The organism is Ensifer adhaerens (genome assembly GCF_001270265.1).
GTDB lineage: Bacteria > Pseudomonadota > Alphaproteobacteria > Rhizobiales > Rhizobiaceae > Ensifer > Ensifer adhaerens_B.
Genome location: NZ_LGAP01000017.1, coordinates 110508 through 132966, shown reverse-complemented (window position 1 = coordinate 132966; position 22459 = coordinate 110508). Strand labels below are relative to the sequence as shown.

Here is a 22459-nt window from a genome sequence, read left to right as displayed (position 1 = left end):
GTTCAACTGCCAGCGCGTGATCCCGTGACGTTGCGCCGTGGCCGTGACCTGCCGCGGGCCATTAAAACTCTCCGCCACAATCGCCAGCTTCGCTTCATCCGTGAAACGCCGGCGACGGCCGCTATCGATAATCTCCATCCGGCTGAAATGCCCTGAGAGATCGTTTGTGATGTCCATTGAAGCACCGTCTATATTGCCGTCTATATAGACAGAGAATCCACAGTCTCACTCACATCCGCAATGCGGCCCTGCTCGGATGCGTACCCTTCAGTCGCTTCGCGCTTCCGATATTCTTTCGGAGAGCATGCCGAGCCTTGGCCGGTTCCGAAAGTACGTAACGGTAACGGACCGCGTTGCGGGGCTGACCCTCGATCACCATGGCGTTCGCCCAGGTGACTGCGAGATAGCACAACGCGGGGCGAAAAAGCCCCTTTCGAGCAAGACTGGCCGTCGCGACCGAACGGCCAGTCTCAAGGACGCTCCCCACGGCGTTTTTCGGCTTTCGTTACTGTTACGTACTTGTGCGTGCGACCATTTCTCCCAAGCTGCCGACGTTCTTTCGAGACTTTACCTTCCATCACGAGAGCAACCTACTTATGGCCTCAGGGAGACATTAGATGAGCATAGACTTGAAGAGTGGTCTTGCGCGGCTGGCTGCGTCCGCAGTCGCCCGTGCAGGCAAACCCAAAGCTTTGGCCTTAGCCGGCACCGTTTTGTTTTCGACCATATCGGCCACCGCCGTTTCCGCCTACGCGCAGGACGCCGCAAAGCCGAACATTCTTGTCATCTTCGGCGACGATATCGGCCAGACCAACATCAGCGCCTATTCCTTCGGCGTCATGGGGTATCGCACACCGAACATCGATCGGCTCGCCAGCGAAGGCGTGATGTTCACCGACTACTATGCCGAGAACAGCTGCACGGCTGGCCGTTCTTCCTTCATCACCGGCCAATCGGTGTTGCGGACGGGTCTTTCCAAGGTTGGCGCACCGGGCGCACCGGTCGGCCTGCAGGATCGTGACGTCACGATCGCCCAGGCGCTGAAGCCGCTCGGATACGCGACCGGCCAGTTCGGCAAGAACCACCTTGGCGACAAGGACGAGTACTTGCCGACGGCGCATGGCTTCGACGAGTTCTTCGGCAACCTTTACCATTTGAACGCCGAAGAGGAGCCGGAGCGCCCATACTGGCCGAAGGATCCGAATGACCCCTTCGTCAAGGCAGCCTCGCCACGCGGCGTGCTGCATACCTTCGCAGACGGCAAGATCGAAGACACCGGCGCTTTGAACACCAAGCGCATGGAAACCATCGACGACGAAACGACTGCGGCGGCGATCGGGTTCATGGAAAAGCAGGTCAAGGAAGGCAAGCCTTTCTTTACCTGGATGAACACGACGCGCATGCACCTCTTCACCCATATCCGGCCGGAGTATCAGGGTCAGAGCGGGATGCCGGGCAACGATTATGCCGACGGCATGATCGAGCATGACAACGATGTCGGCAAGCTCTTGAAGGCAATCGACGACCTGAAGATCGCCGACAACACCATCGTCGTTTACGCGACCGACAACGGCCCGAACCAGTTCTCCTGGCCGGATGCGGCAACCACGCCGTTCCGCAGCGAGAAAGATACCAATTGGGAAGGCGCTTTCCGCGTTCCCGCCATGATCCGCTGGCCGGGCAAGATCAAACCGGGCGTCTCCAACGAGATGTTTTCGGGTCTCGACTGGTTTCCGACACTGCTTGCGGCTGTCGGAGACAAGGACATCAAGGATCGCTTGCTGAAGGGCACTGACCTCGGCGGCAAGCAATTCAAGGTGCACCTCGACGGCTACAATCAGTTGCCCTACCTGCTCGGCGAGCAGCCGAAGGGCTCGCGCAACGAGTTTTTCTACTTCAATGACGACGCCAAACTTGTCGCCATGCGCTGGGACAATTGGAAGGCGGTCTTCTGCGAGCAGCGCAAGCCCGGCGGCCTTGAGGTCTGGCAGGAACCGTTCACATGCCTGCGTGTACCGAAGATGTTCAATCTTCGTATGGACCCGTATGAACGCGCTGACATCGTGTCGGACCAGTACAACGACTGGAGAACGAAGAACATGTATCTGGTCGGGATAGCCACGATGAAGGCTGCCACCTTCCTGGAGACTTTCATCGAATACCCGCCGAGCCAACATCCGGCGAGCTTCTCGGTCGACCAGGTCGAGGAAGGCGTGCATTCCAAGATCAACGAGATCTTGAGCAAGGCGAAGGCCACATCCACGCAGTAACGGCATAAGGCGGCGGGGCAACCCCGCCGCCTCTCGGCCTTCAAGGAGTAGAAGCGTGCCTACAACGGATCTTGCAGCCTCCTCGGCGCTTCCGGCATCCCGGTCGCAGAACAGAACAATCCCTGCGATTGCTGGGGTCATGCTGCTTTTGTCGGGCGCTGCGGCACTGATATTTCAGGTCCTCTGGATAAAGCAGCTTTCTATTGTCACGGGCGTCGACGTCTACGCGGTCAGTACGGGCGTCAGCGCGTTCTTCATCGGCATGGCAGCGGGTAGTCTGGTTATTGGCCGCCTCATCGATCGGTCCCGGCGTCCCTTGCGCCTCTACGCCCTGTTCGAGGTGCTGGTTGCCGTCCTCGGCCTTGCCGTCACCGTTTGCCTTGCCCACATCGCACCGCTTTTTGTCTCGCTCGAACAGGTCACGCCCCTTGCCGCTTGGGGGCTTCTCATTGGCCTGGTCGCCACCCCTGCGTTCCTGATGGGTGGCACCCTGCCCGTGGTTGTGAGTTCGCTTGCTTCGGCACCTGGCGGCGTGGGGGTGAAGGGCGGGAGGCTCTATGCCGCAAACACCCTCGGCGCGATCGTCGGCTGCCTGGCCGTTCCATTCGCGCTCATTCCGGCGCTCGGCGTCGCGGGGACAGCCTTTGCCGCGGCTGGATTCGCGATTGCGGCGGCGATGCTGGCACTGTCTCTCAGACTTCGTTCACAAGCTGCTTCGCCACAGCCGCTGAGCGCGACCGATCCAAAACACGGATCCATCCTCGCCCTTGTGTTGTACGCGATCGCCGGGGCTGTCGCGTTGGGATATGAAGTCGTCTGGTCACAGGCCGTCGTTCAATTCATATCGACCCGATCCTTTGCGTTTTCCATTGTGCTCGCGACCTATCTCCTGGGCCTCGCGGGCGGCTCCTTCTTGCTCTCGAGGCGGGCCGATCGCACCGTTGACCCCTGGGGACTGTTCGGGCTGCTGATCTCCGGCGCGGGCCTCCTGGCGCTGGCCGAAATCGCCCTCCTCGGGCCCTGGCTGATCTCACTGCAATCCCTGGCCGAGACGTGGGTGGCCGAAGGGACCGGCAGCCTCTTCGCCGGGATGTGCGCCCGCTTCCTGGTTGCCTCCCTCACGATCGTCTTCGGTCCGACGCTGCTGCTCGGCGCAGCCTTCCCCGTGGTGCTTCGTCTCGCGGTCGATACCCGCCATGCCGGCCGCGACACCGGCCGCGTTCTCGCCTTCAATACGTTTGGCGGAATTATGGGGACGCTGGTGACTGGGTTCGTGCTGGTCCCGGCTCTCGGTATCGTCACCAGCCTCGGCATTCTCGCATCGATTGCGGCGGCGATCGGCATCGTCGCCGCGTATGAGGGATCGGCAAGGAACAGGTTCAAGGCTCTTGTGCTCACTGCGGGTGCGGCCGTCGTGGTGCTGACGGTCGCCACCCCCAAAAACCATCTGGCGGACCTTCTCAACCGGACGCGGGGCGAAGGAACGATTGTCTCCTATGACGAGGGCCTGGGCGCAACCGTTGCCGTGATCGAGCAGGGCAAGTCGGACAGGCGCTTCAAAAGGCTCTACATCCAGGGTGTATCCAACACTGGCGATGCGATGCCGTCGCTCCGCTACATGCGCCTTCAGGCGTTGTTGCCGTTGATCATCCAGAGTGAACAGCCGAAGTTCGCCCTCGTCATCGGACTTGGGACCGGGATTACCGCAGGCTCGCTGCTCGCGTATCCGGGATTGGAGCGACGCGTCGTGGCGGAGTTGCTTCCGGCTGTCGTGGAGGCCTCCGCGCATTTCAAGGGGAACTTTAGCGCCGCCAAGGATCCGCGGCTCGAGGTGCGGTTGCGGGATGGCCGACGCGAGCTTCTGGCCAGCGACGAGCGTTACGACCTCATCACGCTCGAGCCGCCGCCGCCTTCCGCCGCCGGGGTGGTCAATCTCTATTCGTCGGATTTCTACCGCCTGGCACGGGAAAGACTCACGGCGAATGGATCAGTCGCGCAATGGCTGCCGATCGCAACCCAGAACGACGAAGACACGCGGTCGCTCGTTCGCAGTTTTCTGGATGTCTTTCCCCACGTGACGCTTTGGACGACCGAGCTTCATGAAATGCTGTTGATTGGCTCCCTTGCGCCGCAGAGCCTCGATGCAGACAAGATAGCACGCCGCTTCGACGACCCCGTCCTGGCGGCCGCCCTCGCCGAAATCGGTGTGCGCAACGCGGCTGACCTGCTCGCCACATGGATGATGGATCGTGCGGGGCTCGAACGTTATGCGGGAAACGCCCTCCCCGTCACCGATGATCATCCACGGATCGAATACGGCACCTGGGTGCGGTCCGACGAAATCCAGAGAACTCTGCCTGCCCTGATTGCTGAGCGGACCGAACTCCCGGTCAAGGCGGCAGATCCGGATTTCGCGAAATTGGTCTCCAAGTCGCACAATCAGCTGATGCTGTTCTATCAGGCTTCGCTCAATGCCTATGCCGGATACCGGGATGAATGGGCTCGGGACATGGACCTGCTCCAGCGCACCGATCCGGAGAACGGCTATTTCAACTGGTTCGTCGCCAAGGCCGACGACTGAGCGTCGGCCTGTTCAAACGGGGGGAGAGCCCCGCGGACGCAGGGGATCGGACGGTCGTTCCGGCGAGTATCCGGCAGCCTCCGCCTCACGAGCAATTCCAGGAAAGTGTGAAACGGTTTTCCGCCCGGACTTGCATAGTTTCAAAGAGTTAGATCATTTCACTGTTTCGATGAAACAATGAAATGATCTAGCCAAGTACGGAAACGCTGCGGATACTCTCCAATTACACCGCCACCTCTGCTTGAATTGCCGGGTGAGGCTCGTATCCGGAGACCACGAAATCGTCGATGTGGTACTCGTCCAGCGAGGCTGGCTGGCGCGACAGGCTTAGCCTCGGTAGCGGCGTCGGCGAACGCTTCAACTGCTCCTTAGCCTGTTCAACATGATTGAGGTAGAGATGGACATCTCCACCGACCCAGACCAGTTCTCCCATATCCATGCCGACCTGCTGCGCTACCATGGCCAGCAAAGCCGCCCCGCCGACGAGGTTGAAGGGCAGCCCGAGCAACACGTCGCAGCTACGTTGGTAAACGAGGAGGCTCAGGCAAGATCTCGGATCCGCTCCATCCTGACCACCGTTCCTCGGCCCGGACACATGGAACTGGTACACCATATGGCACGGCGGCAGCGCCATTTCCGGCAGTTCGGGCACGTTCCAGGCGTGGAATAACATCCGCCGACTTGTCGGGTTGGTTCGCAGCGTGGCGATCACCTCAGCAATCTGGTCATGTTCTGTTCCATTCGCATCAGCCCAACGCCGCCACTGCTTGCCGTAGACCGGGCCGAGATCTCCCCATTCCCGCGCGAAATCCTCGTCCGCGACGATCCGCGCCTCGAAATCGGCCTGCGAGATATCACCGCCCGTTGCCTCGCGGTATTTCTTGAGCGGCCAGTCTGTCCAGATCCTCACATTCTCCTGCAGCAGCGGCCGGATGTTGGTCTGCCCCGTGAGGAACCAGAGCATCTCCTTGATGGCGAGCTTCCAGTACACGCGCTTTGTTGTGAGGATAGGAAAAGTCCCGTCGGACAGATCGAAACGCATCATCGCACCGAAAGACGAAAGCGTGCCCACGCCAGTTCGGTCGGTTCTCTTATCTCCCTGTTCCAGGAGATGAGCCATAAGATCAAGATATTGCGTCTCGGGGTGTCGCATGTTGCTCCCTTGTTGACTTGCAGAACGATAGCGATTTGCAGGGCCAGCTCAACCCTGAGTATTCTTACGCTCCTGACAACCGCCGTGCGAAAATGATAACGCCGTCATTTCCGCGACGGATTTTCGCCTTGCCTGTCAATGCACTCGTTCGGAAGATCGAACTGTTATCCCTAAAAAATTTGTCACGCCGAGGAAGATGTCGACCGGGCGCATCGCCGTTCCCGTCCGGTCACCCCGATCGGTTCGGCTGGCCATCACATGGTCGAGGAAGTCGAGATATTGCTGCATGGTCTGGCGCCGGCGATTCGTGTTGTCCCAAATTTAGGGTGAAGCCGGCGGCAAACCAATGTCCTGGGGATGTTTATCCCGCAAATTCAGCCGACATCAAGCGGGATGAGGAAAAGTGCGCGCGGTTTTCCGCCCGCATCCCGCTTTCACTTATGAGAATCGATCACGTTCATGATTTTGGGTCGATCCGACCCAAAATCATCGTGATCTAGAGCGTCTGCAGCTTACCGAGGTTCTTGGCGACCAGATAATAGAAGGTCACGCGCGACTTCGAGCGATCCGCCGACATGGCCTTCGTCGTGGCCGAAATGGCTGCATCCGCTTCCGCGCCGCTAATGCCGAGCTTCTTCTCGCACCATTTTTCCCGGACGCGCTCGAGTTCCTTCGGGTCGGTGGCCGAAACGAGCGAGGAATCCTTGTTGCGCAGTGCAATGCCGAGATGGCGCACGATCTTGTTCACAACAGCTTCGTCGGCGCCGCTGTCATACTTCAGCACATCTGCGAGATAGTCAGTCATGATGCCTCCACATTGATCTTGCTCGAAAACCCCAGCATGCCCCGGCATGACCTAGCATGCCTTGGCATGCTGCGTGCAGCCGCCGGAGTTTTTCATGGCTGCCAATCATGTCAAGGGTTTTGGCATGTCGGGCTTTGGCAAGTCGGGGTTTTGGAAAAGCAGCGATATATCCGCGTCCTCCCCCTTTTCTTGGGCGCCGGAAAGACCTATATGACAGATGCCGTCTTCGGGCGGCTATGGCAATAAACGGGCGGTGAAATAAACCCATTGGACCCGGGGGCGGTACCCGGCGCCTCCACCAAAAACCGGTCGATATCCCGATGACCGGCTTTTGATGGGGGCGAAATAGGATCGACAAGGGCGTAAAGATCGACTTTTTGCTCGGCATTGTACCACCGTTATCGGGCTAAACTTATAGTTGCAAACGACAACTATGCTGAAGCACGTCTCGCTGCCTAACGGCGGTGCGACACTTCAAATCAAGTCCTTCCGGGTAGCACCGTAAGGCGGGGGCCGAAGGCACCTGGCAACAGAAGCCTTCACCTTCTCCCCCGCTTCGAAATGGTCTATAGATGCTTGAATAATTGACTCGTCATATTGAGACGGGCAATGGAAAGCCGACAGTAGAATTGAGTTCGAGAAAGACGGGAATCCCATGGGCCAGGACCACATTCGCTACGACATTCTGGCGCAGGACGCGCTTCGCGGCGTCATCCGCAAGGTGCTGACCGAGGTTGCGGCCACCGGCCACCTGCCCGGCGAGCACCATTTCTTCATTACCTTCCTGACCGGCGCGCCGGGTGTTCGCATCTCGCAGCACCTGAAATCCAAGTATCCCGAGCAGATGACCATCGTCGTGCAGCACCAGTTCTGGGAACTCAAGGTTTCCGAAGCCGGCTTCGAGATCGGTCTCTCCTTCTCCGACACACCGGAACGGCTCGTCATTCCGTTCAATGCCATTCGCGGCTTCTACGACCCCTCCGTCAATTTCGAACTCGAGTTCGACGTGGCGACGGCCGAAGAGGAAGAGGCCGAATCGGCGGAGATCACCGCCTACCCCGTGCCCGAAACCGATGGCGAAGTGCCGCCCAAGGACGCGGAGAAATCCGGCGATACCAAGAATGGCGGCGGCTCGGTGGTCTCGCTCGACTCCTTCCGCAAGAAGAACTGAGGCAAGCGAAAGGACGCGGCATGAGTGGTGACGTCGTCAATCTACGCCAGTTCCGCAAGCGCAATGCCCGCGCCGAAAAAGAAAAGCAGGCCGAACAGAACCGCATCTCGTTCGGTCGCACCAAAGCCGAGAAATCACTGACCGGCGCCTTGAACGCGAAGGCGGCAAAGGCGCTCGACCAGGGACGCCGCGAGCCTGACGCCAATCAGCCTGATGAGGCAGAGGACTGAGCAGTCCGGCTTACTGCATAATTCCTTAAATCGGATCCGATTTAAGGATAAAATTATGCAGCAAGCTTAAAGCGTTACAGCGTCCTTTGCGCGTCAGATTTGACGCGGCGCTGTCGCCGCCACAGCATAACGCTTCGGATCGGGATGGACTTGGGGCGAGATTATGCGAAGCGGGCTTCAAGCGCCTCTCACGCGTCCCTGATGCGCGACACTGTAAAAAACGATTCCGGCACAAGAGCTTACGCCCGCCTTCCGAATCAAACCGCCAACGACTTGAATCAATTTGCGAGCTCCGGCGATGATCCGAAAACACTCCGCCACCTTGCACGGACACCGCACCAGCTTCTCGCTGGAGGATCCGTTCTGGCTGGAGCTGAAGACGATCGCGGCCGCCCGTGCCATGCCGATCGCACAGCTGATCGTCGAGATCGACGATGCGCGTGGCGCCGACAGCAACCTGTCTTCGGCGCTCCGGGTCTACGTTCTCGACTGGATCAAGTCGAACACAGAGCGGTCAGCGGCCGGCGACACGTGACGGCTCCTCGCCTCGATCATCAAGGCCGCTCCTGAATGCGTCTGTCAGCGCGCCGGCAAGGCCCTCGCGGAGCTGGCTCGCCATAGCCTTGATATCGCCCGGCAGCCGCGAGTACTCGACCAGGCACACCCGGTTGCGTCCCGTGTTCTTGGCGAGATAGAGCTGGTCGTCGGCGATCTTGAAGATATCCTCATACTGCGCGGGATAGGTGAACAGCGCCACACCGACGCTGACCGTCACCGGCTCGGCGCCCGGCGCGATTGCCTGTCCGCGCTCGGCAACCGCCAGACGGATGCGCTCGGCCATCGCCCCGATCGTTTCGGGACGGGCATGGAAAACGAACACGCCGAACTCCTCGCCGCCGAGACGCCCCACCCGGCCATTGTTGCCCACGGCCTCGCGCATCTCGGTTGCTATCGCCACCAATGCCTGATCGCCGGCGAGATGGCCGTGGCAGTCGTTGATGCGCTTGAAGTGGTCGGCATCGAGCACCATCAGCGCCGACATGGCCGGAGAGAGCTTGAGGTCCTGCTCGGCAAAGAACGCCGTGACGTCCGATGTGAAGGCGGCGCGATTGAGACACCCTGTCAGGCCGTCATAACGGCTCGCCAGCGTCAGGAGATCGTTGGCATGCGCCAACTGCTGCAGCTTGATGCCGATGAAGGCGAAAAGCGGAATGGCCAGCAGCAGCGGGATGAAGAGCGCAAGGCGCATCGACGTCGCCATCACCTCGCCGCCGAAGGGCGCGATGTAGTAATAGGTGATGAGAAGGGCAACGGCGGTGCAGCCGGCGGTGCCCGAGAACGTCCAGTTCATGATCCAGATGATCGCACGGCGATCAAGGCCCTGCTCCAGCGACTTCATGCCACCCCCCGTTGCAAGCAGCACTGTGACGGCAGGATGCTAACCCTAACTCAACCAGTCCATTAGAATTTTAGGGGTTCCCTCGTTCCGCGCACGAATGCAGGCTCTCGAAGCTGTGCCAGGGTTGCCGTTCGCCAACCAAATCCGCGCCTCGATGCCTGCCCGTGGACGTACCATTCCTCGAAAAGCCCAACTCCAGATCCGCCAAAACATAGACTTGTAATTGCAGCGCTGAGCCGCCTCCTCCCGTTTTCTGTGTATTTGGCGCCACAGGTCGAGCAATTCCGCGCGAGCCGGTACGGGAATCGACACGAATACACTTGTTTAGAATCATCTAATTTCAAACAATCCTAAGGCGCCAGCGGCCATCGCCGCTGGCGCAAACGAGACTGAGAGGGAGGAACCCATGCAGCTCTATGCTCGGATCGGTCTGGCCACCTGTTTGGCCCTGTCATCGGCCACGATCGCCAGCGCCGCCGATATCACACCCCTGCTTGCACCTGCCGCCCAACCGCAGGAAACGGAGAGCGGTTGGCAGTTCACCGTTGCACCCTACTTCTGGATCGCCGGCCTGACGGGCGATGTCGCCCAGTTCGGCCTGCCGCCTGTGCACGTCGATTCCAGTTTCAGCGACATCTGGGATCATCTCGATTTCGCCTTCATGGCGATGGGCGAGGCGCGCAACGGTCCCTACAGCATCTTCGGCGACGTCATCTATACCAAGCTTTCCGCCGACGGCAACACGCCGACCGGCATCCTCGCCAACAGCGTTGAGGTCGAATCGGAGACCTTCTCCGGGCTGCTCGGGGTCGGCTACGCCATCTACGAAGATCAATCGTCCCACCTCGACATCGTCGGCGGCCTCAAGGTCTGGTCGGTCGATACGACGCTTTCGTTCTCCGGCGGCCTGCTCGACGGCGTCAGCCGGAGCGACGGTGCAACCTGGGTCGATGCGGTCGCCGGCTTGCGCGGCGCATATTACTTCACGCCTGAGATCTATCTGACCGGCTGGGGGCTGGTCGGCGCGGGCGGCGCGGATCTCGACTGGGATGCAGCGCTGGGCCTCGGCTATAAATTCACGGATACGATTTCCGCCGTCATCGGCTATCGCGCGCTCGGCGTCGACTACAGCGATGACGGCTTCGAATTCGACACCGTGCAGCATGGACCGATCCTCGGCGTCGCCATCCACTTCTGAACCGCCGCCATCGCGGCGGTTCGACGATCCCTGGCGCGAGCCTACGGATCGCCGAGTTTGGCGGCGAAGCATGATGGTCGAGCACGGGGACGAGCAATCCGCTGCCACGCACTTGCTGACCTGACATGACGCGCGGCGACATCACCCCTTGTTCGCGCAATGCCGGCGCGCGACAGTGTGCCGCCAAATTCTATTGTACGGTGACGTCAGGCAGGACGTCGAAATTCAGCCCCTGCCCGCTTGGCTGCTGCGGGGCTTCGCCCTCACCCGTTCCCGGCTGCACCTGCGATGGCGCGCCCAGCTGCTGCTGTTGCTGACGCTCGCGTTCGGCGCGTGCAGCCTCCTCGGCCGCCTTGCGCGCTGCCTCGGCGCGGGCGGCGAGATCGGCCTTTACCCGTTCCGCTTCGGCTGCCGCCGCGGCGCGCCGCCGTTCCTCGGCGATCGCCCGCAGGCGCTCGACTTCACGCTGCTGCGCCTTTGCCTTGTAGAGCTGCACCTCGCGGCGCAGCCGCTGCTTCTCAAGCACGTTGGCCTGCAGCGTCTCGACGCGCCGACGCTCACGCTCGAACGCCCGAAGCGACAGGAAATTCGAGAGGTCGGCAACATCGAGGCTGACGCCCGGCGACGCCAGCAGGCCGGCAAACCCGAGCCGCACGCGCGGCTCGGCACCGGTCAGCGCCTCGTCGCCCGCACGGAAGGTCATGTCGATGCCGGCATCGATGCGTTCTGCCGCAAGGTCGAACGACGCCTCGCCGGCAAAGGCTGCGTTGCCGTCGGCAGCCGTCACGTTCTGCGCCCGCAGCACGCCGCCGGCGATGCTGAAGGGAACCTTGACGACACCGACAACCGACTGACCTGAAAACACCGCCGCCTCCGCCGCCTGACGGATCGCGTCAGCCGAAATCTCCGTCTTCAGCGCATCGGCGGTTGCCATCAGCTGCGGCAGGGCCGCGCTGTTGACGCCATTGAGTGTCACGCCGTTGAAGGTCGCGGTGCCCGAGCCGCTTGCCGAATGCGCCATGGCTTCTGCGTTCGCAGCCGATGCCTCGAGCGCCACCGAGAGGTCGAAGGTGCCGGTCGCGACCGGGGCGCCGGCACGCATCCAACCCGCCTGCGCCAGATCCCCGCCCTTGACGTCGAGCCGCGAGCGCAGGAAACCGGAACCATTGGCATTGCCGAGCTGGACCCGGCCTTCGAGCTTGCCGCCGAGCCAGTCGCCGGTTGCTTCGGTGAAGGCGATCTCGTCGCCCTTCCACTCCATCTTGCCGGCAAAGTTCCCGACGGCGCCGTAGAACCCCGGCCAGAAATTGGCCGCCTGCACGTCAAGCGCAACGTTGAGGCCGGTCCAGGCCGGCTGGGCCACCGGCGATTTCGACAGCGCCCCGCTCGACATGTTCTGAACCGGCCCAAGGATGCCTTCGGCAAGCCAGGCGAGGTCGAGCGTCGCAAGGTTGATCTGGCCCTCAGCCTTGCCCGGCACCCTGCGGTCGATCGTCAGCGCGCCGGCAAAGCCGTTGTTGTCGGCCTTGCCTTCAACCGTTGTAAAGGCGATCGCCTCCGGCGTCGTTGCCACATCGGCAGAAACCGAGATCGGCAGGCCGCTGCCGGTCTGCGGCAGGGCGATGCCCTGCTGCAGCAGATACGGCTCAAGGTCTTCCGTCTGGAGCGTCAGCTTGGCCTGGCCCTCTAGAAAATGGTCGCGCGAGAGATCGAAGCTGCCCTTGGCGGCAAGCGACGTCTTCTCGGTGGTAAAGGTCACCGTGCCGTTGGCGTTGGAGCCATCGGTGCTCTGCAGCTTGACCGAGAGGATGCCGTTGGCATCGGCATCGAAGGGCAACGGATCGAACCCGACCTGACCGAGCAGCAGCAGCGTCTGCGGATTTTCGAGCGTCGCTTCCAGGAGTATGCCCTTGCCGGCAAGCGCCTGGACGATATCAGGTGCCTGATAGCTGGCGGCGATCTTGGTGCCGTTGGCCGTGCCGAAGATGCCGAAGGTCGCAGGCGCGTTGCCTTCCTTGTTGCCGGCCGTCAGCGTCACGTCGAAGGCAGAGTCCGTATAGTACGGCCCGGCCCTGGTCAGGCGGCGAAGGGCGGGATGATCGACGGCGTGCCGGCCGATCATGTCCAGGAACGGCGTCAGATCCTTGGCCGCGAGCTTCATCTTGGCCGAAATGACGGGCTTTGCCAGATCGCCGCTGGCGCGGCCGGAAAAGGCGAGTTGCGCACCAGCCAGCGAGCCGATCGCCACGCGCTCTGCCTGTAGCTGGCCGTTTTTCAGCGTCACCACCGCCTGAACGTCTCGCGCCTCTTCGCCGAAGGCGGAGAACTCGTCGGCCGAAAGGTCGGCAGCGATCGCGTGCTGCATCAGCGTCGAGGTCGAGGCGTCGCCGGCGACCAGGCCAGCCAGCGCCTGCAAGGCTTCGAGATCGATGCGATTGCCGTTCAGCTGCAGCGAAAGGTTCGGCTGCTGCTCGGCGAAGGACTGGCGCTCGAGCCGCCCCTTGAGGCTCGCATCGCCGGCCGCAACTTCCAAATTTTCGAACTGCTGCAGCGTGTCCGTCAGGTTGACGGTTGCCGAAAAGCCCGCGGTCTTCAGCTTGCGGATCGCCGGGTCGACGGAGCCCGCCAGCCAGCTTGCCAGGCCCGAAGGCTGGTTGGACGCCAAGAGCAGGTCACCGCGAAAGGTGCGCTGGCCCTTGAGGTTGAGCCGTCCCTTGGCCTCGAGCTGCGTGCGCCCCGGCAGAAGTGCCACGACATTGTCGATCACCCAGCCGGCGCCATCCGGTTGCACGTCGATGCGCACGTCACGCACCGTCGTATCGCCGATGACGATCGCCGGCAATTTCAGGCTGGCCCGTCCCGGCACTTGCGGGATGGGAATGTCGGCGACAATCGCCAGCATCGCTTCCAGCCGCTGACGCATGGAGATTGCCGGGTCGCGCCCGGTCTTGCCGTTGTCGCCGTTGTTGCCGATGCGGCTGACGTCGATCTGCTGGCCGTCGGCAATCAGCAGGAACTTCTGGTCCTTGCCGGTGTCGAGCGTCGCCTCGCCGGTCACCACATAGGGATCGTCCGAGGGGCCGACCTCGAAGCGATATTCCGGCACGTGGATGCTCTCGTTGGTCAGCTGGAAATCGCCATTGATGCGCAGCGGCGCATGGCCGTCGACATCCTTCGCCTCGTCCTGCGGGCGGTTCTCGGTCAGCGTGAAACGGCCGCCGTAAAGCGGCTTGAAGTCGACGATCTTCAGTGCGCCATCGAGCTCGATACCGAAGGGGCGCTTGTCCGGTGTCACCCGCGCCTTGAGGCTCAGCGCTCCCGCCTCATCCACCTCGTTGCTGGAGAAGGCGAAACTGCCGGCCTCGCCGTCCAATGCCGCGCGGCCCTCCACCTTCCAGGGGCCAGCCAAAGTGCGAGCCGACAGATCGGCGGAAAGGTCGGTCACGCGCCGGGTGCGGCCGGTCTGCTCGTCGATGAATTCGATCTCGCCATGGGTGATCTCGACGTTTTCAAGCACCACGGTCTTGGCAGGGATTGCCGTGCGCGCGCCGCGCGCCCAGTCCAGCGTGCCGTCCGAAAGCAGCCGGACCTTGGCCTTCGGCCGGTCGAGACGCATGTCGAAGATCAGCGCTTCGCCGCTCAGGAACGGCGCAAGCTCCGCACTCATCGAGAATTGCGCGACCTGGATCAGCGGTTCGCGGGCATCGCTGCCGCCGACGCGCACATCGTTGAGCGTCACCGTCGGGAACGGGATCAGGCGTGCGTCGACGCTGCCATGGACCACGACGGGCTTGCCCATGATGCGGCTTGCCTCGCGCTCGAACTCCTTGCGGAATCCCGTCCAGTCGATGAACCACGGGGCGATCAGCGCCGCAAAGAGCGCAACGACCACAAGACCGCCGATGGCAACCAGAATTCGCGAAAGCACCGTGCCCACATTCCCATCAAGTTCTCAGGCGCCCGTCGGCGCCGTCTGCGCCCATATGAACGCCAAAGGGACGTCTTCGTCCATTACATTTGGACGTCTTCGTCCATATCAATTGCGCGGGCGTTACCTGCCGCCCCAAGGGGCGGCTGCTTTGCCGCGCCTCCCCTCGCCCGTTGCCTCGCGTCAGGCGAAGATCTTGCCGGGGTTGAAGATGTTCTGCGGATCGAGAGAACGCTTGACCTGCCGCATCAGATCCAGCGCGTCGCCGAGTTCGGCTTCGAGAAACGGCATCTTGCCCTGACCGATACCATGTTCGCCGGTGCAAGTTCCGTCCATCGACAGCGCCCGCGCATTCAACCGCTCGACAAAGGCCTCGGCCCGCGCCACGTCGACAGCGTCCTTGTCGTTAAACAGCAGACCGACATGGAAGTTTCCGTCGCCCGCATGCCCGACGATCGGCGCCGTCAGACCATGTGCTGCGATATCCTCATGGGTTGCCGCAACGCAATCGGCCAGCCGCGAGATCGGCACGCAGACATCCGTAGAGAGAATTGCCGCCCCGGGGATCAGGCTCTTCTGAGCCCAGTAGGCATTGTGCCGCGCCTTCCACAGCCGCGCCCGCTCTTCCGGGTTGGTCGTCCAGAGGAAACCGCTAGAGCCGAAATCCGACGCTATTTCGGCAAAGTGCCTCGATTGCATCTCGACGCTCTCGCTGTTGCCGTGGAATTCGACGAAAAGCGTCGGCGTCTCCTCATAGGATAGGCCGGAATAGTTGTTGCAGGCCTTCATCTGCAGCGCGTCCAGCAGCTCGATACGGGCAACCGGAATGCCGGACTGGATCGTCAGGATCACCGCGTTGCAGGCGTCGGCAATCGTCGGAAACGGGCAGACGCCGCCGGAGATGACTTCCGGTATGCCCTGGAGCCGGAGCGTGATCGAGGTGATGATGCCGAGCGTGCCCTCGGCACCGACGAACAGCCGGGTCAGGTCGTAACCGGCAGACGACTTGCGCGCCCGATGCGCGGTGCGCACCTCGCGCCCATCGGCTGTCACCACGGTCAGCGCCAGCACATTGTCCTTCATCGTGCCGTAGCGCACCGCATTGGTACCGGACGCCCGCGTCGAGGCCATGCCGCCGATCGAGGCGTTGGCGCCGGGATCGATCGGAAAGAACAGGCCGGTGTCGCGCAGATAGGTGTTCAATTCCTCGCGGGTGATACCCGGCTCGACCCGGCAATCCAGATCTTCCGCGTTGACCTCGAGCACCCGGTTCATGCGCATCATGTCGACGGAGATGCCGCCGTTCGGCGCGTTGACGTGCCCCTCGAGCGAGGAACCGGTACCAAAGGGAATGAGCGGCACGGCACTTGCAGCGGCGATCGCGACGATCTCGCGCACCTCGTCGGCGCTTTCGGGGAAGACGACGCCGTCGGGAAGCTGCGCCGGGATGTAAGTGGTGGTGTGGGCATGCTGGGCGCGGATCGCCTCGCCCGTCTGGAACCGATCGCCGAATCGGGCGGCAAGCTGCGCCTTAACGGTGTCGATCCCGGTTTCGTTTCTCGAGCCAGCTCTGATCGCCTTCAATGCCACGGAAAACGTCCCTTCTTCATGCCATTAGCGCCGCCCCGCTCCGACCTTGGGGAAGCGCTTTCATTTCAAGGCGCTACTGTGCAAATCGGAATCACTTTGTCCAGACGTTCACGCCGTCTCCGACAGACTATCGCGTGAAAACGCCGGCGGTGAGACCTGAGTGTCACAAAGCTTTCGTTTTGCGGCGCATAACCCGCATCCATAATTCTCTCCTGAAATCGATTCCAAGGCCGGGACCGATGCAGTCGTTGTTGTCTGCCGACGACACCGGCTTGTAACAAGGTCCTGCCAAAGCGCCGGGCGGCCCTTTTTCCCGGCGCCACTCGCGAAAGATGCGATTTCAGAGAAAACACCTGTCGTTTGGCCGCCCTTGGCATATTATACTGAAGGAAGGGAGGAGAAGGTCAAATGCTCGGTCTGCTCGCTTTGCTCACCGCCTCGGTATTCTTCGGCGCCGCCATCTACATCAACGTGGCCGAACACCCGGCAAGGCTTCACCTCGATGATCGCGCGGCCCTGGCCCAATGGGTGCCGGCCTACCGACGAGGTTTCGAGATGCAAGCTTCGCTCGCAATCATCTCGGGCCTGCTCGGCGCTGCCGCATGGTGGCAGAGCGACAATCCGCTTTGGGGCCTAGGCGCAGCAATCATCATCCTGAACTGGCCCTACACGATGCTGTTGATCATGCCGGTCAATCAGCGCCTTGAGACAACGCGACTGGACGAGGTGAACGAGGAAACCCGCGAGCTTCTCCTTCACTGGGGCAGGCTTCACGCCGGCAGGAGTGCGCTCGGCGCGATCGCGGCGGTGGTCTTTCTTGTCGCCGCCTGGCTCGGTCTTCAGGGTTAGAGCATTTCCAGGAAAAGTGCGAAGCGGTTTTCCGTCAGGAAATGCGTAAAAACAAATAGATAGAGCGTTTCTGCCTCCGTTTAAAACGGAAACGCTCTAGGTTTTTTGTAGGCAGCAGTTCAAAGCGTTACAGCGCCGCACACATGCGGCAAGAACGGCGGGATAGGGCAGCATGTCCAGCTCCTACCGAACGCACCCGCTTGACAGCTTGAATCGAAACGATGACAGCGCGATAGCGCGCCGTCATCGTTGGCGTCTTGATTGACGAAGGAACGTCTTGGTCAGGCTCAACGCGTCTCGAGCCCAGCCGCCGCTTCCATTTCCTCGTGCAGCTTGCGCTCCTCGTCCGCATGCGGCTTGGTAAGCCCCGCAATGACGAGATAGGCGACGGGCGTCAGGTAAAGCGTCACGACCACCGCAAGGCCGAGACCACCGACCAGCACCCAGCCGAGCGCGATGCGTGCCTCGGCACCTGCGCCGCTCGCCATCACCAGCGGCACCGCGCCGACGATGGTGGCGATCATCGTCATCATCACCGGCCGCAGACGAATGTTGGCCGCGTTCTCGATCGCCGTGCGCACATCCTGGCCGCGGTCACGCAGTTGGTTGGCGAATTCGACGATCAGGATGCCGTTCTTCGCCATGATGCCGACGAGCATCACCAGCCCGATCTGACTGTAGATGTTGAGCGTATTGCCGGTCAGGATCATCGCGAAGACGGCGCAGGCAAGCCCGAGCGGCACCGTCGCCATGATGATCAGGCCGCTGATGAAGCTTTCGAACTGCGCCGCCAGCACCAGGAAGATGATGACGAGGGCAAAGCCGAAGGTGACGATGAGCCCGTTGGCATTCTCGTTGAGGGTCGCAGCCTCGGCCAGCGGCATGATGCGCGAGCCCGGCGGTAACAGCGGTTCCGCCATCTGCTCGACCATGGTCAGCGCTTCGCCGAGCGCCAGGTCGGATTTCAGCCCGGCCGAAAGCGATACGGCGCGAAGCTGCGATTCCCGCGACAGCTGCGGCGCCACGGCCGTCTCCTCGACGCTGGCGATGGTCGACATCGGCACGATCTTGCCGTCGCCGGCCTTGAGGAAGATGTTCTGCAGATCCGTCGGGTCGTTGACCGGATTGGTCGAGGACAGAAGCTTGACCGGATAGGACTCGCCGTCGACGAAGACGTCGACGACGCTGTTACCGTCGAGCATCGCCTGCAGCGCCCAGGCCAGGCCGCCGATATCGACGCCCATGTCGGAAGCGCGCTCGCGGTCGATGGTGATCGAAAGCTGCGCCTGGTTGGCCTCGTAGTTCAGTCGCACATTCTCGAAGCGCCCGGTGTCTTCCATCTGGCGCACGAGCTTGGCCGCGGCATCGCCGAGCTTGGTGTAGTCGTTGCCGACCAGCGCCACCTGCAGGCCGCTGCCGGCGCCGCGAATGCCGAGGCTGTTGGGCTGTATCGCAAAGACGCGAACTGAAGGGATCTGCGCCGTCACCTTGTTGATCTCGGAGACGATCTGCTGCTGGCTGCGCTCGCGCTTGTCCCAGTGCGCAAGCGTCAGCACCATGAAGCCGCTATTGGCCGAGCCGCCCTGGCCCGAGATCGAGAAGATGTTGTCGATCTCGCCGGATTTGACCAGCGGCTGCAGGCCGTCTTCGATCCGCCGCATCTGCGATTGCGCATATTCGAGCGACACGCCCTGCGGCGCGTTGATGCGCATCATCACCTGCGACCGGTCCTCATTCGGCGTCAGCTCCGATTTCAGCGTCATGAAGCCGACGCCGCCCATGGCGGTAAAGAAGGCGGCAACGACGAAGACGATCAGCGGCGCATTGAGGCAGCCGCGCAAGGTGACGCGGTAGAACTCGGATGCACGCGCGCCGAACCGGCGCATTGGACCCGGCTTCGCATGGTTCTCCTGCGTCAGCATGCGCGACGCCAGCATCGGGCAGAGCGTCAGCGACACGAAGGACGAAAGCAGGATCGAGAAGGCGAGCACGAAGCCGAACTCGCGGAACAGACCGCCGGTCTGGCCGGGGAGGAACGACAGCGGCACGAACACGGCCGCAAGCGTCGCCGTCGTTGCTAGCACGGCGAAGAACACTTCGAGCGTGCCGTGCACGGCCGCGGCCCTCGGGCCCAGCCCTTCGGCCCGTCGGCGCACGATGTTTTCCAGAACCACGATCGCGTCGTCGACCACAAGCCCCGTCGCCAGCACGATCGCGAGCAAGGTCAGGATATTGATCGAAAAGCCGGCCATGTAGATCGCCGCCACGGTACCGATCAGCGCGATCGGCATGGTGATGGTCGGGATCAGCGTCGCGCGCCAGTCGAGCAGGAACAGGTAGATGACGAGCGTAACGATGAAGATCGCCACGACCAGCGCGATCTCCACCTCGTGAATGGCGCCGTTGATGAACACCGCATCGTCGCTGGTGATCTTCAGCTCGGTGCCCTCCGGCAGGATCTCCGTCTGGATCGTCTCGACGACCTTGCGCACGCCTTCGGAGATGTCGACGGTGTTGGATTGCGCCTGGCGGATGATGCCGAGGCCGATGCCCTGGCGGCCGTTGGAGCGAAGCGCCGTCGTGCCGGTGTCCGGCCCAAGCGTCACCGTGCCGATGTCGCGCAGCCGGACATTGTTGACGAGGATCAGGTTTTCGAACTGCTCAGGCGTCTGCAGGTCGGCCGTCGCCCGCACCGAAATGTCCTGGCTGGCGCTGGTGAGCGACCCCGCCGGCACGTCGTAGGAGGCGTTGGCAAGCGCTGTGCGCAGGTTTGCAACTGTCACGCCGCGTCCGGCAAGCTTTGCCTGGTCGAGGTCGATGCGGAAGATCTTTTCCTGGTCGCCATAGACGGCAACGTCGGCGACACCCTCGACGGCGGCGAGCCGATCGCTGATCTCGTTTTCGACCAGCAGCGTCATGTCTTCCATCGACATGGTGTCGGAGGTCAGTGCCAGCCGCATGATCGGCTGGCTGTCGGCGTCGGCCTTGACGATGCTCGGCTCGTCGACATCCTCGGGCAACTGGTTGCGCACGCGGCCGAGCGCGTCACGAATATCGTTGGCCGCCTGGCCGATGTCGGTCGTGTCGGAGAATTGCAGCGTCACCCGGCTGCGACCGAAATTGGACGTCGAGGAAATGTCCTTGATGCCCTGAACGCGCGACACCGCACCTTCGACCACCGAGGTCACTTCGCGGTCCATGGTCTCGGGCGCAGCACCGTCGAGTGTCGTCGTCACCGAAATCACCGGCTGATCGACCTGCGGCAGCTCGCGGATCTCGATGCCGTTCCAGGCCGCAAGGCCGGCAACGACGATCAGCGTATTGACCACCAGCGCGAAGATCGGCCGGCGGATGAAAAGTGCGGTGAAGCCGGTCTTGCCGGCCTCGCGAGCGGTCTGGTGGCCGGGTTCCTTCGCGCCGCTCACTTCACCTCCTCCGCGACCTTCTGCGCGGCATCGAGGCGCTCGCGCCCGGCGATGCGGACCTCGCCGCCGTCGCGCAATCGCTGCACGCCTTCGGTGACGACTTCGTCGCCTTCGCTCAAGGCGGCATCGACCAGCACCTTGTCGGGGTTGCGCTGGATGATCTTGACCGGAACTTTTTCGCTCTTGTCGCCACTGACGCGCCAGACATAGGAGCCTTCCGAACTCCACTGGATGGCGAGCGGATCGACGGTCGGATAGGTGTCGCCGTCGAAAGCCATGCTGACGGAGAAGGACATGCCGGCCCGCAGCGTGTCGTCAGGGTTTTCCAGCCGCGCCCGCACCCGCAGGGTACGGCTCGCCTGGTCCAGGCGGTTGTCGATCGCGTGGATGACGCCGTCGAGCTGGCTGCCGGGCTGGGCGATGGCGTTTGCCGTTACCGGCTGGCCGACAACGATCTTGTTGGCAAAACGCTCCGGCACCCAGAAGTCGACGAGGATCTCCGAACGATCGTCGACGACGGCAAGCGGCGTCGTCGTGGTGACGTAGTCGCCGACATTGACGGTGATGATGCCGACGACGCCCTTCGACGGCGCTACGATATCGCGGCGCTTGAGGTCGAGTTCGGCGGTCTTCAGTGCCAGTTCCGCTGCCTGCATGGCGATTTCGGCGTCGCGCACCTCGACCGCGGTCACGGCGCGCGCGGTGCTCAAATTGCGGTAACGCTCGGTCTTTTCCTTCGCGCTGTCGCGCGTCAGCCGCGCCTGGTCGGCGGCAATCTTCTGGTCGTCGCTGTCGAGCCTGGCGATCACCTGGCCCTGGGATACCTTGTCGCCGGAGCGCACGAGAATTTCGGTCAGGTTGCCGGTAGCCGTCGGCGTCACGGTGACGGAATGGATCGCCTCGCCATTGCCGATCGCGTTCAGCCGGTCGTTGACGACGGAGGTCGCCGACGGGCGCACCATGACGAGGATGGCGTCATTGCCGCCCTGCCTGCGAGCACCATTGCCCTGACCACCTTCGCCGCCGGCACCGCCTTCCTGCTTGGAAATGGCATCGATCAACGGATGCGAGACACCGATCGCCGCCAGCGTTTCGCCTGCCCCGGGCACGAACCGCACCCAGACGCCGGCACCCACCAAAAGCACAACGGCGCTCACCGCCAGCTGTTTCCAAACCCGCATTCATGTCTCCAAATATGCAAAGCGCGCTCCTGCGCGGCACGTGCCGGCGGAGCGTTCCGATTTGCCCTGAGTATCGTTGTTCGGACCTTTGGGGGCAACGGCGGAATGGCATCATTACGCAATTGTAATAAAAGCGAATTTGTTGGCGGCATGATGACGTATTTGCCTGTCAGGGGTCTGTACGGCCCCGGAATTTTGCAGGCTCATCGACGGCGCCCTCTGGCACAGCCGGTCTGGTGCGCCGTCATGATTGAACAAAAACAAGATACGCAGACAGGGCCGTCGGCACCAACATAAATGCCATCGTAAACAGCGCCAGTGCCGTAAAAAGAACGAGAAAAGCAAAGAAATCCATATACAATTCAAGCGGCTTCATTTGCATCTTTATCGAATCGAACTCAACAACAAGCCTATAATACATAAAGGAAACAAAAAGATTGAAAACGCAGGACATGTACACATTGAAGTTTTTGAGAATATTATGAGTTTTACTTACCCTATCAACAATGTCCCTGTCCGCCGATATGACCATCGCAGCAAACGCAAAAGTCAAACATAGAAGAAACAATACGACGGCCAATCCGTATACGAGGAGAACCCTTTCCCTGCCCGACCAGGAACGTTTGGCCATCGGCAATCTCCGATCCACGGGAAGTGATTTCAGCTCCCCTCACTTCAA

General features: G+C 61.9%; 16 protein-coding genes, 1 other RNA gene and 1 pseudogene. 8 read left to right on the top strand and 10 right to left on the bottom strand.

Going from position 1 to position 22459, the window contains the following annotated elements:
• Nucleotides 1-177 (bottom strand): transposase (locus AC244_RS35565; protein WP_152976055.1); only part of this gene is annotated, 177 nt, incomplete at its 3' end.
• Between the two features lie 440 nt (nucleotides 178-617).
• Here AC244_RS35565 and AC244_RS22250 point away from each other — a divergent pair.
• Both AC244_RS22250 and AC244_RS22245 read left to right on the top strand, forming a co-directional pair.
• Complete coding sequence (locus AC244_RS22250; RefSeq protein ID WP_082367041.1) at nucleotides 618-2270, top strand: arylsulfatase; 1653 nt, start codon at nucleotides 618-620, stop codon at nucleotides 2268-2270.
• A gap of 55 nt (nucleotides 2271-2325) precedes the next feature.
• A complete protein-coding gene (locus tag AC244_RS22245; protein WP_053251004.1) occupies nucleotides 2326-4851 on the top strand; it encodes a spermidine synthase in 2526 nt (841 codons plus the stop codon).
• Between the two features lie 223 nt (nucleotides 4852-5074).
• Here AC244_RS22245 and thyA read toward each other — a convergent pair whose 3' ends face one another.
• The 3 genes and pseudogenes from thyA to AC244_RS22235 all read right to left on the bottom strand — a co-directional run bounded on the left by thyA (nucleotide 5075) and on the right by AC244_RS22235 (nucleotide 6809).
• Nucleotides 5075-6004: a thymidylate synthase gene (gene thyA / locus AC244_RS22240; RefSeq protein WP_053251003.1), complete on the bottom strand. Its 930-nt coding sequence runs from the start codon at nucleotides 6002-6004 to the stop codon at nucleotides 5075-5077.
• A gap of 201 nt (nucleotides 6005-6205) precedes the next feature.
• A pseudogene (locus AC244_RS38885) lies at nucleotides 6206-6292 on the bottom strand (thymidylate synthase); the annotation flags it as partial.
• Between the two features lie 208 nt (nucleotides 6293-6500).
• Complete coding sequence (locus AC244_RS22235) at nucleotides 6501-6809, bottom strand: DUF2853 family protein (protein WP_053251002.1); 309 nt, start codon at nucleotides 6807-6809, stop codon at nucleotides 6501-6503.
• Nucleotides 6810-6989: 180 nt separating this feature from the next.
• Here AC244_RS22235 and ssrA point away from each other — a divergent pair.
• From ssrA to AC244_RS22220, 4 genes are all read left to right on the top strand, one after another.
• Nucleotides 6990-7353, top strand: a transfer-messenger RNA (tmRNA) gene (gene ssrA / locus AC244_RS34885).
• Nucleotides 7354-7464: 111 nt separating this feature from the next.
• Entirely contained in the window at nucleotides 7465-7980 is a 516-nt protein-coding gene (locus tag AC244_RS22230; protein ID WP_053251001.1) for an SspB family protein, read from the top strand.
• 20 nt (nucleotides 7981-8000) lie between these two features.
• Complete coding sequence (locus tag AC244_RS22225; RefSeq protein ID WP_053251000.1) at nucleotides 8001-8210, top strand: DUF4169 family protein; 210 nt, start codon at nucleotides 8001-8003, stop codon at nucleotides 8208-8210.
• A 298-nt stretch (nucleotides 8211-8508) separates the two neighbouring features.
• On the top strand, nucleotides 8509-8745 hold the full coding sequence (locus tag AC244_RS22220; protein WP_053250999.1) for a ribbon-helix-helix domain-containing protein: 237 nt from the start codon (nucleotides 8509-8511) through the stop codon (nucleotides 8743-8745).
• Here AC244_RS22220 and AC244_RS22215 read toward each other — a convergent pair.
• A complete protein-coding gene (locus AC244_RS22215; protein ID WP_053250998.1) occupies nucleotides 8725-9609 on the bottom strand; it encodes a GGDEF domain-containing protein in 885 nt (294 codons plus the stop codon). The two genes, AC244_RS22220 and AC244_RS22215, sit on opposite strands and share 21 nt — an antisense overlap.
• A 406-nt stretch (nucleotides 9610-10015) precedes the next feature.
• Between AC244_RS22215 and AC244_RS22210 the strand changes: the two genes are divergently transcribed.
• Entirely contained in the window at nucleotides 10016-10807 is a 792-nt protein-coding gene (locus AC244_RS22210; RefSeq protein ID WP_053250997.1) for a hypothetical protein, read from the top strand.
• A 190-nt stretch (nucleotides 10808-10997) separates the two neighbouring features.
• On the opposite strand, the gene AC244_RS22205 is transcribed toward AC244_RS22210, so the two are convergent.
• Both AC244_RS22205 and AC244_RS22200 read right to left on the bottom strand, forming a co-directional pair.
• Nucleotides 10998-14735, bottom strand: a complete 3738-nt coding sequence (locus AC244_RS22205) for an AsmA-like C-terminal region-containing protein (RefSeq protein ID WP_053251012.1) — start codon at nucleotides 14733-14735, stop codon at nucleotides 10998-11000.
• Nucleotides 14736-14918: 183 nt separating this feature from the next.
• Nucleotides 14919-16325 carry an FAD-binding oxidoreductase gene (locus tag AC244_RS22200; protein WP_053250996.1) on the bottom strand — a complete coding sequence of 469 codons (1407 nt, stop codon included), beginning with the start codon at nucleotides 16323-16325 and terminating at the stop codon, nucleotides 14919-14921.
• A gap of 408 nt (nucleotides 16326-16733) precedes the next feature.
• Between AC244_RS22200 and AC244_RS22195 the strand changes: the two genes are divergently transcribed.
• Nucleotides 16734-17174, top strand: a complete 441-nt coding sequence (locus AC244_RS22195) for a DUF1772 domain-containing protein (protein ID WP_053250995.1) — start codon at nucleotides 16734-16736, stop codon at nucleotides 17172-17174.
• A gap of 287 nt (nucleotides 17175-17461) precedes the next feature.
• On the opposite strand, the gene AC244_RS22190 is transcribed toward AC244_RS22195, so the two are convergent.
• From AC244_RS22190 to AC244_RS22180, 3 genes are all read right to left on the bottom strand, one after another.
• Nucleotides 17462-20599 carry an efflux RND transporter permease subunit gene (locus AC244_RS22190; RefSeq protein ID WP_053250994.1) on the bottom strand — a complete coding sequence of 1046 codons (3138 nt, stop codon included), beginning with the start codon at nucleotides 20597-20599 and terminating at the stop codon, nucleotides 17462-17464.
• The gene (locus tag AC244_RS22185; protein WP_053250993.1) at nucleotides 20596-21780 is read right to left on the bottom strand and encodes an efflux RND transporter periplasmic adaptor subunit; all 1185 of its coding nucleotides are present in this window, start codon (nucleotides 21778-21780) and stop codon (nucleotides 20596-20598) included. Before AC244_RS22185 ends, AC244_RS22190 begins: the two co-directional genes overlap by 4 nt.
• 244 nt (nucleotides 21781-22024) lie before the next feature.
• On the bottom strand, nucleotides 22025-22411 hold the full coding sequence (locus AC244_RS22180; protein WP_053250992.1) for a hypothetical protein: 387 nt from the start codon (nucleotides 22409-22411) through the stop codon (nucleotides 22025-22027).
• Between the last annotated feature and the right edge of the window lie 48 nt (nucleotides 22412-22459).

Bases quoted from the DNA above. Each gene is read 5' to 3' on its own strand.
- AC244_RS22185 (WP_053250993.1), bottom strand. From the start codon at position 21,780: ATGCGGGTTTGGAAACAGCTGGCGGTGAGCGCCGTTGTGCTTTTGGTG.
- thyA (WP_053251003.1), bottom strand. From the start codon at position 6,004: ATGCGACACCCCGAGACGCAATATCTTGATCTTATGGCTCATCTCCTG.
- AC244_RS22225 (WP_053251000.1), top strand. From the start codon at position 8,001: ATGAGTGGTGACGTCGTCAATCTACGCCAGTTCCGCAAGCGCAATGCC.
- AC244_RS22210 (WP_053250997.1), top strand. From the start codon at position 10,016: ATGCAGCTCTATGCTCGGATCGGTCTGGCCACCTGTTTGGCCCTGTCA.
- AC244_RS22180 (WP_053250992.1), bottom strand. From the start codon at position 22,411: ATGGCCAAACGTTCCTGGTCGGGCAGGGAAAGGGTTCTCCTCGTATAC.
- AC244_RS22220 (WP_053250999.1), top strand. From the start codon at position 8,509: ATGATCCGAAAACACTCCGCCACCTTGCACGGACACCGCACCAGCTTC.
- AC244_RS22215 (WP_053250998.1), bottom strand. From the start codon at position 9,609: ATGAAGTCGCTGGAGCAGGGCCTTGATCGCCGTGCGATCATCTGGATC.
- AC244_RS22250 (WP_082367041.1), top strand. From the start codon at position 618: ATGAGCATAGACTTGAAGAGTGGTCTTGCGCGGCTGGCTGCGTCCGCA.
- AC244_RS22235 (WP_053251002.1), bottom strand. From the start codon at position 6,809: ATGACTGACTATCTCGCAGATGTGCTGAAGTATGACAGCGGCGCCGAC.
- AC244_RS22230 (WP_053251001.1), top strand. From the start codon at position 7,465: ATGGGCCAGGACCACATTCGCTACGACATTCTGGCGCAGGACGCGCTT.
- AC244_RS22195 (WP_053250995.1), top strand. From the start codon at position 16,734: ATGCTCGGTCTGCTCGCTTTGCTCACCGCCTCGGTATTCTTCGGCGCC.